The sequence below is a fragment of the Microbacterium sp. NPDC077184 genome (assembly GCF_040687055.1).
Classification (GTDB): Bacteria; Actinomycetota; Actinomycetes; order Actinomycetales; family Microbacteriaceae; genus Microbacterium.
The window spans coordinates 830,867-843,768 of record NZ_JBFBMM010000001.1; the positions used below are offsets into that span (position 1 = coordinate 830,867).

Sequence of the window (12,902 nt, forward strand, 5' to 3'; positions counted from 1 at the left end):
ATCGTGCGGACCGGGGCGATGTCTCCGCCCCGCGAGCTCGCGGACCCCGTCCTAGGGTGTCGGCATGACCGATTCGATTCCCACGGTGACCCTCAACGACGGTCACCGCATCCCCCAGCTCGGCTACGGCGTGTTCAAGGTTCCGGCCGACGACGCGGAGCGCGCCGTCACCGAGGCCCTCGAGCTCGGCTACCGCCACATCGACACCGCCGCCATCTACGGTAACGAGGAGGGCGTCGGCGCCGCGATCGCCAAGAGCGGCATCCCGCGCGACGAGCTCTACGTCACCACGAAGCTCTGGAACGACCGCCATCACGACGACGAACCGCGTCGGGCCATCGACGAGAGCCTCGGCCGTCTCGGCCTCGAGCAGGTCGATCTGTACCTCGTGCATTGGCCGACGCCCGCCAAGGACGACTACGTCCACGCGTGGGAGCAGATGGTGACTCTGCGCGACGCGGGACTCACGCGCAGCATCGGCGTCTCCAACCACCTCGTCCCGCACCTCGAGCGCATCGTCGCGGCGACCGGCGTCGTCCCCGCCGTCAACCAGATCGAGCTGCACCCGGCCTACCAGCAGCGCGAGATCACCGACTGGGCCGCCGAACACGGTGTCGCGATCGAGTCGTGGGGCCCCCTCGGCCAGGGCAAGTACGACCTGTTCGGCGCCGCCCCCGTGGCCGCGGCGGCAGCGGCCCACGGCAAGACGCCCGCCCAGGCGGTGCTCCGCTGGCACCTGCAGAAGGGCTTCATCGTCTTCCCGAAGTCGGTGCGCCGCGAGCGTCTCGCCGAGAACCTCGACGTGCGGGACTTCACCCTCAGTGCCGACGAGATCGCCGCGATCGACGCGATGGATCCGGGCGACGGCTCGGGCCGGGTCAGCGCCCACCCGGACGAGGTCAACTGACCGCGCTCCCGGTTGCGATTCCACCTCCCGGTCGGTCGGCGCGTCAGATCGCGCCGACCGACCAGTAGTGGAGCCGCCAGAAGTCGTAGGGGACCGTGACGGCGGTGAGGATCGGGTACCAGAACACCGACATCGCGATCGCCGCGACGAGGAAGACCGCGACCAGACCGAATCCCGTCGTGCGCCGGTGGGCACCGGCATCCGGGGGTCCGAGGACGTCGCGGAGGGCGTAGGTCAGCGCGAGGATCATGAACGGCAGCATCGCCACGGCGTAGAACTGGAAGATGGTCCGCTCCGGGTACAGCAGCCACGGCACGAACGTCGCCGCGACGCCGAGGAGGGCCAGGGCCGGCCCCGCGGCCGGCCGGCGCACCAGGCGCACGAGCAGGTAGCCCACGGCGATGACGCCGGCGAACCAGATCACCGGGTTCGGCATGCTCGAGATCGTGGCGATGCAGTCGCCGGGGCCCGGGCACCCGGCATCCCCCGCCGTGGAGCTGAAGGTGTACATCGCCGTCGGCCGGAGCAGGAACAGCCACGCCCACGCCGGACTCTGATAGCTGTGCGGGGTGGAGAGCCCCACGTGGAAGCCGTAGATCCCCTGGTGGTAGGTCCAGAGGTTCGCGAGGGCGCCGACGAGATCCCCCGGGGGAGCCGGGACCGCGTCCGTCGTGCGGCCGTACCCCCCGGACGTGAGGAGCCACCCGCTCCACGACATGAGGTACACCAGGCCCGCGATCGGAACGAGCAGGAGGAAGGTCACCGGTCCCTGCCGGAAGACCGCGTCGCTCGGCCAGAACGTCACGCCCGCGCGCCGCCGCGCGAGGGCGTCGATCACGACGAGATACAGCCCGACCGCCGCGAGCACGTACAGACCCGACCACTTCACCGCGCTCGCGGCGCCGAGCGCTGCGCCCGCCGCGAGCACCCACGGGCGGTCGACGCTGAGTCGCCCCCACCCCGGGGGGTCGGCATCCGCGTCGAGGAGCCGACGGGCCGCGGCCCGACGGTCCTGTTGCGCGCGGTCGAGGGCGACGAACCAGAAGGCCAGGACGAGGAAGAAGGTGAGGAGCCCGTCGAGGAGCGCCACGCGGCTCATCACGATCGCCATGCCGTCGATCGCCATGAGGAGGCCCGCGACGGACGCGAAGACGACGGACCCGGTGAGCGTGCGGGCGAGCAGGTAGAGGGCGAGGACGGTGAGGGTCCCCACGACGGCCACGCCGATCCGCCAGCCCACCGAGGAATCCGCGCCGAACAGCGCCATCCCGGCGCCGATGATCCACTTGCCGAGCGGAGGGTGGACCACGAAGCTGCCGTCCGAGCCGAACAGTCCCGTCTCGCCGGCGACGAAGCGATCGTCTACGTCGTCGGGCCAGGTCGCCGAGTAGCCGAGGTTCCACTGGCTCCAGGAGTCCTTGACGTAGTACGTCTCGTCGAACACCAGGGCGTGCGGATGGCCGAGATTCCACATCCGGAGGATGCCGGCCAGGACGGTGATCAGCAGCGGGGCGACCCACTCCGCGATGCGGAGGATCCGCGGCTCTCCGAGGCGGATACGCCACCGGTCATAGACGCTCGGTCGCGCCGCCCCCGCGTGCATCTCGAGCCGGGCGTGCGTCACCCGCCAAGTCTAGGCTGGAGCGGTGATCATCCTCGCGGCGACCCCCATCGGCAATCTGGGGGACGCCTCGGCGCGGCTCGTGGAGGCCCTCGGCACCGTTCCGGTCATCGCGGCCGAAGACACCCGCACCACGCAGCGCCTCCTGGCCGCCCTCGGCGTGACCCACCGGCCGCGTCTCGTGGCGCTCCATGACCACAACGAGAAGGAGCGCGCGGGCGAGATCGTCGAGCTCGCGCGCGACGCGGACGTGCTGCTGTTGAGCGACGCCGGGATGCCGACCGTGAGCGACCCCGGGTACGGCGTGGTCGCCGCCGCGATCGCGGCGGGCGTCGGTGTGACCGCCCTGCCGGGGCCGAGCGCCGTCCTCACCGCCCTCGCGCTGTCCGGGCTTCCGACCGACCGGTTCGCCTTCGAGGGATTCCTGCCGCGGAAATCCGGGGAGCGCCGCACCGTGCTCCGCCAGCTGGCCGCCGAGGCGCGGACGATGGTGTTCTTCGACTCGCCGTCGCGCGTCGCGGCGTCGCTGACCGACATCGCCGAGGTGCTCGGTCCCGACCGCCGGGTCGCGCTCGCTCGGGAACTCACGAAGATGTACGAGGAGGTCCTGCGCGGGACCGCGGCCGAGGTCGCCGAGCAGGCGCGGGTCGGCATCCGCGGGGAGGTCGTCCTCGTGGTCGAGGGAGCACCCGCCCGCGAGATCTCCTTCGCCGACGCGGTCGCGCAGGTGCGCGCGCAGGTCGCCTCCGGCATCCGGTTGAAGGAGGCGGCGGTGGACGTGGCCGCGCACACCGGCCACACGCGCCGTGATCTGTATCAGGCGGCGCTGGGGTCACCGGATCGTCACGGCGACGGGGCGTCCGCGGGACCGAACTAGAATTCCCTGGTGAGCACCGGCCGATCCTTCTACATCACGACGCCGATCTACTACCCGAGCGATGTCCCGCACATCGGGCACGGGTACACCACGGTCGCCGTCGACACCCTGGCGCGCTGGCACCGTCAGGCCGGTGACGACACCTGGATGCTCACCGGCACCGACGAGCACGGGCAGAAGATGATGCGCGCCGCCTCGGCCAACGGCGTCCAGCCCCAGGAGTGGGTCGACAAGCTCGTCTCCGAGTCCTGGTTCCCGCTGCTGGAGACCCTCGACGTCGCCAACGACGACTTCATCCGCACGACGCAGGAGCGTCACGAGGAGCGCGTGAAGAAGTTCGTCCAGGCGATCCACGACCGCGGCTACATCTACGCGGGCGAGTTCGAGGCGCTCTACTGCGTGGGCTGCGAGGAGTTCAAGACCGAGTCCGAGATCGTGGACGGCACCGGACCCTTCGAAGGGCTGAAGGTCTGCGCGATCCACTCCAAGCCGCTCGAGCTCCTCCAGGAGAAGAACTACTTCTTCAAGCTCAGCGAGTTCGGCGACCGCCTGCTGGAGCTCTACGCCACACAGCCGGACTTCATCCGTCCCGAATCCGCCCGCAACGAGGTCGTGTCCTTCGTCAAGAACGGTCTGAAGGACCTGTCGATCTCGCGATCCACCTTCGACTGGGGCATCACCGTCCCGTGGGACGAGTCGCATGTCATCTACGTGTGGGTCGACGCGCTGCTGAACTACGCCACCGCGGTCGGATACGGCGCCGAGCAGGACGAGTTCGACCGCCGCTGGCCGGCCTACCACGTGGTGGGCAAGGACATCCTGCGCTTCCACGCCGTCATCTGGCCGGCGATGCTGATGGCCGCCGGCGTCGAGGTTCCCCGCGGGGTCTTCGCCCACGGCTGGCTGCTGGTCGGCGGCGAGAAGATGTCCAAGTCGAAGCTGACCGGCATCGCGCCCACCGAGATCACCGACGTCTTCGGGTCCGACGCCTACCGGTTCTACTTCCTCTCGGCGATCGCGTTCGGACAGGACGGATCGTTCTCGTGGGAAGATCTGTCGGCTCGGTACCAGGCGGAGCTCGCCAACGGATTCGGCAACCTCGCGTCGCGCACCACGGCGATGATCGAGCGCTACTTCGAGGGCGTGATCCCGCCCGCGGCCTCCTCCGAGGAGGGTGATCTGCGCATCCAGCGGATCGTCGCCGAGGCGGCGGCCGCCGCGGATGCCGCGATCGAGCGATTCCGGGTCGACGAGGCTATCTCGGCGATCTGGACGATCGTGGACGCGCTGAACCTCTACATCACCGAGAACGAGCCGTGGGCGCTCGCCAAGGATCCCGAGCGCCGGTCACGCCTGGAGACGGTGCTCTACACGGCCGCCGAGGGCCTGCGCGCGCTGGCGGTGCTGCTGTCGCCGGTCATGCCGGAGTCGACAGAGAAGCTCTGGATCGCGCTCGGTGCCGCCGAGACGATCGGGCGCCTGCAGGATCAGCCGATCCGCGAGGCGGGCGCGTGGGGGGTCCTCCGCCCCGGGACGAGCGTCAACGGTCTCGCGCCGCTGTTCCCCCGGGTGGAGCAGTCCGCCTGACGATGAGCGATCCGATCGACCCCAGCGGTTACGTACGCGAGCGCACGCAGGAGGGGCGCCGCGACGTCCGGTGGCCCGCGGCGCCCGAGCCGCTGGCGGTGCCGGTGTACGACAATCACGCCCACCTCGAGATCGTCGACGGGGACGAGCCGCTCGATCTCGCAGCGCAGCTCGCCCGCGCCGAGGAGGTCGGGGTCATCGGCGTCGTGCAGGCCGGCGGCGACATCGACTCCAGCCGGTGGTCGGCGTGGGCGGCGGCATCCCACCCGCGGGTCCTGGCGGCGGTGGCGATCCACCCCAACGAGGCCCCGGCGTACCAGGCCGCGGGACGCCTCGGCGAGGCGATCGCGGTCATCGACGAGCTGGCCGCACAGCCCCGCGTGCGCGCCATCGGAGAGACGGGGCTGGACTTCTTCCGCACCGAGGCGGAGGGTCTCCCGGCCCAGTACGAGAGCTTCGAGGCGCACATCGCGCTCGCCAAGGCGCGCGATGTCGCGATGCAGATCCACGACCGCGACGCCCACGATGAGGTGCTGGCCACTCTCGCGCGCGTCGGCGCACCCGACCGCACGGTGTTCCACTGCTTCTCCGGCGACGCCGACATGGCACGCATCGCCGCGGACCGCGGCTACTACCTGTCCTTCGCCGGGAACGTCACGTTCAAGAATGCGCAGAATCTCCGCGACGCCCTCGCCGTCACCCCTCTCGAGCGGATCCTGGTCGAGACGGACGCGCCCTTCCTGACCCCGACCCCGCACCGCGGGCGACCCAACGCGCCCTACCTGATCCCGGTGACGGTGCGCTTCCTCGCGGCCGAGCTCGGCGTCGAGCTGGACGAGCTGTGCACACAGATCGCCGCGAACACCCTCGCGGTCTACGGCGCCTTCGACTGACGGACGAACAGCGTCTCGGTCTGCTCGAGCTCCATCCCCTTGGTCTCGGGGATGCGCAGGAGCACGTAGAAGAAGGACAGCGCCGCGAACGCCGCGTACATCCCGTAGGTGATCGGAAGCGACCACGACGACATCGCGGGGAAGCTGACGGTGATGAGGAAGTTGGCGATCCACTGCGCGCCGGCGGCGACGCCGAGCGCCTTGCCGCGGATCCGGCTCGGGAAGATCTCGCCGAGGAGCACCCACACGAGCGGTCCCCACGACGCGCCGAAGCCGATCACGAAGAGGTTCGCGGCGACGAGGGCGATCGGTCCCCACGGTGCGGGGAGAGACACGGCGCCCTCGGCATCCGTGGTGGAGAACCCGAAGCACAGCGCCATCGTGCCGAGGGAGACCGCCATGAGGAGCGAGCCGCTGAGGAGGATGGGCTTGCGGCCCACGCGGTCGACGAGGAAGATCGCCACGAGCGTGACCAGGACGTTGATCACCGAGGTGAACACGCTGATGCCGAAGGACGACGACTCGTCGAACCCGACCGACTGCCACAGCGTCGTGGAGTAGTAGAAGATGACGTTGATGCCGACGAACTGCTGGAACACCGACAGGATGATGCCGACCCACACGATCGGCTGGAGTCCGAACCGCGGGCCGCGCAGCGACACCCCGGCGTTCTTCTGATCGGTGACGATCCGCTGCTGCAGCTCCCGCATCGTCTGATCGAGGTCGACCTCGGGGACGAGCTTGGCGAAGATCGCGCGGGCCTCATCCGGTCGGCCCTTGGCGATGAGGAACCGCGGGGATTCCGGCATCCTCAGCGCGAGGAGACCGTAGACGAGTGCGGGGACCGCCTCGACCAGCAGCATCCACCGCCAGGCCTCGAGACCCAGCCACAGCGTGTCGGACGCACCGCCGGCGACGCCTGCGAGGACGGCGTTGGACAGGAGCGCGGCGAAGATTCCGAGGGTGATCGCGAGTTGTTGGAGCGAGCCGAGCGTCCCGCGGATCTGACGCGGAGCGACCTCGGCGATGTACGCGGGGGCGACCACCGAGGCGATGCCGATGCCGATGCCGCCCACGAGGCGCCAGAAGGTCAGATCGATCGCGGTGAAGGCGAGGCCCGAGCCGAGGGCGCTGACGAAGAACATCACCGCACCGATGAGCATGACCCGCAGGCGCCCCCATCGGTCGCTCAGGACGCCGGCGAGGACCGCGCCGAAGGCGCAGCCGAGGAGCGCCACGGCCACCACGAATCCGGTGGTGATCGAGGTGAGGCCGAACTGGGACTCGATCGAGTTCACCGCGCCGTTGATGACGGAGGAGTCGAAACCGAACAGGAACCCGCCCACCGCGGCGGCGATGGACAGGGCCACCGCGCGACGACCGAAGGGACTCTTCATCGAGAACGCCGACGTGGGCAGGGGAGAAGTCATATCCGGAACCGTAGTCCTTCCCCGGGCGAGGGGGGAGCTTCGGCGCGCAACTAGGGTGGAGACCATGCCCGTCCAGCTTCTCGGCGCCGGTGAGATCCGCGCGCTCGCGGCCGAACTCGAGGTCACCCCCACCAAGAAGCTGGGGCAGAATTTCGTGGTCGACGCCAACACCGTCCGCAAGATCGTCCAGGTCGCCGGCGTGCGCGCGGGCGAGCGGGTGGTCGAGGTCGGGCCGGGGCTCGGGTCGCTCACGCTCGCGATCCTGGAGACCGGCGCGTCGGTGACCGCGGTCGAGATCGACCACCGCCTCGCCGCACGGCTCCCGCAGACGGCCGCCGCCCACGGCGTCGCTCCCGACGCGCTGACGGTCGTGGACGCCGACGCCCTGCGCGTCCGCGAGCTCCCGGGCGACCCCACGGTGCTCGTGGCGAACCTCCCGTACAACGTCTCGGTCCCGGTCCTCCTGCATTTCCTGGAGTCCTTCCCCTACCTCGAGCGCGGGGTGGTCATGGTGCAGGCGGAGGTCGGGGAGCGCCTGGCGGCGCCCGCGGGGTCGAAGATCTACGGCGCCCCGAGCGTCAAGGCCGCCTGGTACGGCGCGTGGCGCCTGGCCGGGACGGTCTCGCGACAGGTCTTCTGGCCCGTCCCGAACGTCGACAGCGTCCTCGTGGCTTTTCGGCGCGACGCGCAGCCGCGGGGATCGGAGGAACTGCGGCGACGGACGTTCGCGCTGGTGGACGCCGCCTTCCAACAGCGACGGAAGATGCTCCGCCAGGCGCTGTCCGGTGTGCTGGGCGGGTCCGCGGCCGCGGCATCCGCTCTGCTCGAAGCTGCGGGAGTGGCTGCGACCGCGCGCGGCGAGGAGCTCTCGGTGCAGGACTTCGTCCGCATCGCCGAGATCGTCGGGCCCGCCTGAGCCGGCCCGCAGCCGAACGTTCGCCGGACGTTCACCTCTTCCGGCCTGTCCAGTCGCCGGGGCGACGAAACATGCCGGTAACATTCGGGCCATGCGCACCGCAGAGCATCCGGCGCCCGAACGCGTTCTCCTGCACATCAGCGACACCCACCTGCGCGCCGAGGGCGTCCGTCTGTTCGACACGGTCGACGCCGCCGACCGCTTGGAGCGGGCGTTCCGCGTCATCGCCTCCTCCGGAGTCCGCCCCGACGCGGTGGTCTTCACCGGCGACCTCGCCGACCTCGGCGAGCCCGCGGCCTACGCGCAGCTGCGCCGGATGGTCGAACCGCTCGCGGACTCGCTGTCCGCACGCGTGCTCTGGGTGATGGGGAACCACGACGACCGCGGGGCGTTCCGCGCGGAGCTCGTCGACGGCGACGCCTCGGACACCGGCGTCTACGACCGGGTCGACGAGCTCGACGGACTCCGCGTGATCACGCTGGATTCGACCGTCCCCGGTCACCATCACGGCGAGGTCGCCGAGGCGCAGCTCTCCTGGCTCGCCCACGTGCTGTCCACGCCCGCGCCGCTCGGGACGATCATCGCCATGCACCACCCGCCCGTCCCGAGCGTCCTGCCGCTCGCCTCGAGTGTCGAGCTGCGCGATCAGCGCGCGTTCGCCCGTGTGGTGCGGGGAACGGACGTGCGCGCGATCATCGCCGGGCACCTCCACTACTCCACCTTCGCCACGGTCGCCGGCATCCCGGTGTCCGTCGCCTCATCCACGTGCTACGCGCAGGACCTGACGGTCCCCACGGGGGGCACGCGGCCGCAAGACGGGGCGCAGGCGTTCAATCTGGTGCACGTCTACGACGACACCGTGGTCCATTCGGTCGTCCCCGTCGATGCTCCGCGGACGCTGGAGTTCATCGACCCGGGTGAGGCGCAGCGCCGCCTCCGGGAGGCGGGCGTCGGTCCGGTCAGTGCTGCGCGACGGGATGCGCCGCGCGGACGGACGACGCTGCTGCGCTGAGCTCCTGCCGCTCCCACGGAGCTCGGACGGGGAACATCCGCTCCAGCGCCGCGCGCAGGGTCTGCACCCGGACCTCCTCGGGGACCTCGGCATTGCCCCCGTCGTTGAGGCAGAACATGTCGACGTCCGCCCCGTCCGCGAGTCGATCCATCTGGCGCAGCCCCCGCGCGAGGGTCGTCTGCACGTAGCGGACGCGCGGCGCGCGCGTGGAGACGGCCCGGCCCGTCATCATCGCGTAGTAGTGGTACAGGCTGTTGGTGACGGAGATGTCGGTCGCCGAACGGAAACGGGAGGCCGCCGTCCGGGCGAAGTCCTCGGGGAACGCGGCCTCGAGCTCGGACATCACGCTGCGGCGCAGCGGCGTGGCGCAGTGCTCGAGGTCGCGCACGATCGTCCGTCCGAAGCGCTCGGCGAGCAGCGCGCGGTTGACCCGCAGACCGTTGTCGTGTCCGCTGCGGTGCACCGCGGTCGGCCCCGCCCCGATCCGGACGTCGCACTCGACGAACTTCGTCACGCCGCCGGGGGTGAAGAACATCTCCGGCTCGACGAGGCGACCGAAGAACATGTCGTCGTTGGAGTAGAGGAAGTGCTCCGCGAGCCCGGGGATGCGGTGCAGCTGGGCCTCGACCGCGTGCGAGTTGTGCGTGGGGAGCACCCCCGGGTCGGCGAAGAACTCTTCGCTCCGCACCACCGTGACTCTCGGGTGATCGTCCAACCACGCCGGCACGGGGGAGTCGGTGGCGATGAAGATGCGCCGCACCCACGGGGCGTACATGTGGACGCTGCGGAGGGCGTACCGCAGCTCGTCGACGTGCCGGTAGCGGGCCGGACCGTCGTCGCCCTCGCCGACGACGTACTCCGCCATCTGCGCGGCGCGCTGCCGCTGGAACTCCGTGGCGGAGCCGTCGACCCACGAGAAGACGATGTCCACGTCCTCGGTGACCTCCTGCGGCTGGGGGTCGAACATCCCGGCGATCGTCCGCCAGGTGCGGCCGTAGCGCTCGATCTCGACGAAGGAGACGTCCGCCGCCGCGGTGGTGCGACGGGTGAGGGTGTTGTCCCGCGGGGCGTCGATCGTCTCGTCGCCGAAGCGCCAGAACTCCACGTGCGCAGCAAGGGACGCGCCGTACCGGAGGCTTCCGGACGGGGTGATCCGCGGGCGGTAGAGGCGGACCGTGGTCGGCGTCTGCGCGAACGGGGCGCCGTCGGCGACGAGCGTCGGCGGCGCGCCCTTCGTCTTGACGTAGAGGGGTTCGCGTCCGCAGGCGTCCGCGAGCGCCGTGAAGGCCCTCTCGGCGTCGTCGACGTCGACCACGAGGGCCGGGAGGAACCGGGAGTGCCGGATGAGGAGTGCGTCGATCCCGGCGGCCTGCAGCACATCGGAGACGAACGACAGGTCGGCGATGCGCGCATCGTGCGGGGCCAGGTCGTCGTGGACGAGATGCAGGATCCCGGCGTCGACGACGACGTCCGGGCGCGCCAGCAGCGTCGTCCAGGTGTGGGTGCGCGCGGGGAGAGCCGACAGTGTGGTCACGAATCCTCCTTCTCGGATGTCGCGGGTGTGCGTGTCCGACTGAGCAACGATACGTGGCCGTCGTTACGCGCAGGTTTCGCCGCACCCCGTGCCGCTTCGCGACGGAGTGGATAGCCTGGGGCGGTGACCGAATCACCGCGACCGCGTTCGCGCGGAGGAGACCTGCACCGCCCGTGGACCGCGGCGGAGGACCGCTACGACCGCCTCGCGTATCGCCGGGTGGGCGGGTCGGGGCTCGTCCTCCCGCCGATCTCGCTGGGCCTGTGGTGGAACTTCGGCGACAACATCCCGTTCGACGATCAGCGCACGCTCCTGCGGCACGCGTTCGACCGGGGGATCATCCACTTCGATCTCGCCAACAACTACGGACCGCCTTTCGGCAGTGCCGAGACCAACTTCGGTCGGATGATGCGCGAGGACTTCGCGCCCTACCGGGACGAGCTCATCCTGTCGTCGAAGGCGGGTTACGAGATGTGGGAGGGCCCCTACGGTGACGGGGGGTCGCGGAAGTACATCCTCGCGAGCGCCGAGCAGTCCCTCCGCCGCATGTGCGTCGACTACGTCGACGTCTTCTACTCGCACCGCGTCGATGACACCGTGCCCATCGAGGAGACGATCGGGGCGCTGGACACCCTCGTGCGCCAGGGCAAGGCCCTCTACGTCGGGATCTCCTCCTACAGTGCCGAACGCACCGTCGAAGCCGTCGCGGTCGCCCGCTCGCTCGGCACTCCGCTGATCATCCACCAGCCGGCGTACTCGATCTTGAACCGGTGGGTCGAGGACTCCCTGACCGGCGTCCTGCGTCAGGAGGGCATGGGGGCGATCGCGTTCACACCGCTGGCCCAGGGGCTCCTCACCGACAAGTACCTCGGCGACGGGCCGGTCGACCGTGCGCAGGATCGCGGGTCGCTCCAGGGCATGACCCTCACCGACGACCAGCGCGGCCAGTTGCAGAGTCTGGACCTGATCGCGCGCGAGCGCGGCCAGACTCTCGCGCAGATGGCGATCCAGTGGGTCCTACGCGATCCCGTGGTCGCCTCCGCGCTGATCGGAGCCTCGAGGCCCGCGCAGATCGACGAGAACCTCGCGGCGCTGGACGGCCCCGCTTTCTCCGTCGAGGAGATCGAGCGCATCGACGCCCTCTCCGACGGCATCGACGTCGACCTCTGGTCGGATTCGGCCACCCGATGACCGACACGGCGCGCTCGACGGCGGTGCGCGTGCGCGCCCCCGGTAAGCTCAACGTCTTCTTCCAGGTCGGGGCGGTTCAGCCCGACGGCTACCACGACGTGGCCTCGGTGTACCAGGCGGTGTCGCTGTACGAGGAGATCCGGGCCACGCACGCATCGGGCTTCTCGATGACCGTCCGCGGCTCGGTCGATGTCTCCGGCGTCCCCGCCGACGACCGCAATCTCGCCCTGCGTGCCGCGCGCATCCTCGCGACGGAGATCGGATACGACGGCGGCGTGCACCTCGATGCCGTCAAGGACGTTCCGGTCGCCGGGGGGATGGGAGGCGGATCGGCGGATGCCGCGGCCGCGCTCGTCGCCTGCGACGCGCTGTGGGGCGCGGGCCTTCCACCTACGGCGTTGCACGCCCTCGCCGCCCGGCTCGGTGCCGACGTGCCCTTCGCGCTCATGGGGGGCACGGCCGTGGGGACGGGGCGCGGAGACGAGCTGAGTCCGGCGCTCGCCACAGGCCGCCTGGACTGGGTGGTCGTTCCCGCCGAGGGCGGCCTGTCGACCCCCGCGGTCTACGGCCATCTCGACGAGATGCGCGCCCGTGGCGATGCTGCCGAGGCCGCCGAGCCGGCAGTCGCTCCCGAGGTGCTCCAGGCCCTGCGGGCCGGGGACCCCCGTGTCCTCGCCGCTCACGTGCGCAACGACCTGCAGCAGGCGGCGCTGTCGCTGCGACCCGATCTCGCGCGGGTGCTCGACCTCGGCACGGAGGCGGGGGCGCTCGCGGGCATGGTGTCCGGCTCGGGGCCGACCCTGGCCTTCCTCGCGGCGGGATCGGAGGCGGCGCTCGAGCTTCAGATCGTCCTGTCCGCCGCGGGCCTGACCGCCCTTCACGTGCACGGCCCGGTCGCCGGAGCCCGCGTCCTCTCGGCCTGACCCCGGGGACG

The 12,902-nt window shown here is 70.7% G+C and carries 11 protein-coding genes; 8 read left to right on the forward strand and 3 right to left on the reverse strand.

The genetic code is table 11. From position 1 onward, the window contains the following. Positions 1-64 precede the first annotated feature (64 nt). Positions 65-907, forward strand: a complete 843-nt coding sequence (locus tag AB0O93_RS03980; protein WP_363340713.1) for an aldo/keto reductase — start codon at positions 65-67, stop codon at positions 905-907. 43 nt (positions 908-950) lie between these two features. Here AB0O93_RS03980 and AB0O93_RS03985 read toward each other — a convergent pair whose 3' ends face one another. Beyond that, positions 951-2,531: a phospholipid carrier-dependent glycosyltransferase gene (locus AB0O93_RS03985; RefSeq protein ID WP_363340716.1), complete on the reverse strand. Its 1,581-nt coding sequence runs from the start codon at positions 2,529-2,531 to the stop codon at positions 951-953. Between the two features lie 22 nt (positions 2,532-2,553). Between AB0O93_RS03985 and rsmI the strand changes: the two genes are divergently transcribed. Genes rsmI through AB0O93_RS04000 form a run of 3 tightly spaced genes read left to right on the forward strand, consistent with a single transcriptional unit; the run spans position 2,554 to position 5,885 of the window. After that, complete coding sequence (gene rsmI, locus AB0O93_RS03990; RefSeq protein WP_363340718.1) at positions 2,554-3,405, forward strand: 16S rRNA (cytidine(1402)-2'-O)-methyltransferase; 852 nt, start codon at positions 2,554-2,556, stop codon at positions 3,403-3,405. 9 nt (positions 3,406-3,414) lie between these two features. Continuing rightward, positions 3,415-4,992, forward strand: coding sequence for a methionine--tRNA ligase (metG, locus tag AB0O93_RS03995; RefSeq protein WP_363340720.1), 1,578 nt, complete (start codon positions 3,415-3,417; stop codon positions 4,990-4,992). A gap of 2 nt (positions 4,993-4,994) precedes the next feature. Further along, on the forward strand, positions 4,995-5,885 hold the full coding sequence (locus AB0O93_RS04000; protein WP_363340722.1) for a TatD family hydrolase: 891 nt from the start codon (positions 4,995-4,997) through the stop codon (positions 5,883-5,885). Here the strand turns inward: AB0O93_RS04000 and AB0O93_RS04005 are convergent. Further along, the gene (locus AB0O93_RS04005) at positions 5,867-7,315 is read right to left on the reverse strand and encodes a sugar porter family MFS transporter (RefSeq protein ID WP_363340724.1); all 1,449 of its coding nucleotides are present in this window, start codon (positions 7,313-7,315) and stop codon (positions 5,867-5,869) included. The genes AB0O93_RS04000 and AB0O93_RS04005 overlap by 19 nt on opposite strands. 64 nt (positions 7,316-7,379) lie before the next feature. On the opposite strand from AB0O93_RS04005, the gene rsmA reads away from it, so the two are divergent. Further along, a complete protein-coding gene (gene rsmA, locus AB0O93_RS04010) occupies positions 7,380-8,231 on the forward strand; it encodes a 16S rRNA (adenine(1518)-N(6)/adenine(1519)-N(6))-dimethyltransferase RsmA (protein WP_363340726.1) in 852 nt (283 codons plus the stop codon). Positions 8,232-8,322: 91 nt separating this feature from the next. Continuing rightward, on the forward strand, positions 8,323-9,243 hold the full coding sequence (locus AB0O93_RS04015; protein ID WP_363340728.1) for a phosphodiesterase: 921 nt from the start codon (positions 8,323-8,325) through the stop codon (positions 9,241-9,243). Here the strand turns inward: AB0O93_RS04015 and AB0O93_RS04020 are convergent. Next, positions 9,191-10,777, reverse strand: coding sequence for a stealth conserved region 3 domain-containing protein (locus AB0O93_RS04020; RefSeq protein ID WP_363340730.1), 1,587 nt, complete (start codon positions 10,775-10,777; stop codon positions 9,191-9,193). The two genes, AB0O93_RS04015 and AB0O93_RS04020, sit on opposite strands and share 53 nt — an antisense overlap. A 123-nt stretch (positions 10,778-10,900) precedes the next feature. Between AB0O93_RS04020 and AB0O93_RS04025 the strand changes: the two genes are divergently transcribed. Together AB0O93_RS04025 and AB0O93_RS04030 are read left to right on the forward strand one after the other, a co-directional pair. Then, a complete protein-coding gene (locus AB0O93_RS04025; protein WP_363340732.1) occupies positions 10,901-11,968 on the forward strand; it encodes an aldo/keto reductase in 1,068 nt (355 codons plus the stop codon). Beyond that, positions 11,965-12,891 (forward strand): 4-(cytidine 5'-diphospho)-2-C-methyl-D-erythritol kinase, encoded by a 927-nt coding sequence (locus AB0O93_RS04030; protein WP_363340734.1) that lies wholly within the window; start codon positions 11,965-11,967, stop codon positions 12,889-12,891. The genes AB0O93_RS04025 and AB0O93_RS04030 overlap by 4 nt, the downstream gene beginning before the upstream one ends. Positions 12,892-12,902 lie beyond the last annotated feature (11 nt).

Bases quoted from the DNA above. Each gene is read 5' to 3' on its own strand.
- AB0O93_RS03980 (WP_363340713.1), top strand. From the start codon at position 65: ATGACCGATTCGATTCCCACGGTGACCCTCAACGACGGTCACCGCATC.
- AB0O93_RS04000 (WP_363340722.1), top strand. From the start codon at position 4,995: ATGAGCGATCCGATCGACCCCAGCGGTTACGTACGCGAGCGCACGCAG.
- AB0O93_RS04005 (WP_363340724.1), bottom strand. From the start codon at position 7,315: ATGACTTCTCCCCTGCCCACGTCGGCGTTCTCGATGAAGAGTCCCTTC.
- rsmA (WP_363340726.1), top strand. From the start codon at position 7,380: ATGCCCGTCCAGCTTCTCGGCGCCGGTGAGATCCGCGCGCTCGCGGCC.
- AB0O93_RS04015 (WP_363340728.1), top strand. From the start codon at position 8,323: ATGCGCACCGCAGAGCATCCGGCGCCCGAACGCGTTCTCCTGCACATC.
- AB0O93_RS04030 (WP_363340734.1), top strand. From the start codon at position 11,965: ATGACCGACACGGCGCGCTCGACGGCGGTGCGCGTGCGCGCCCCCGGT.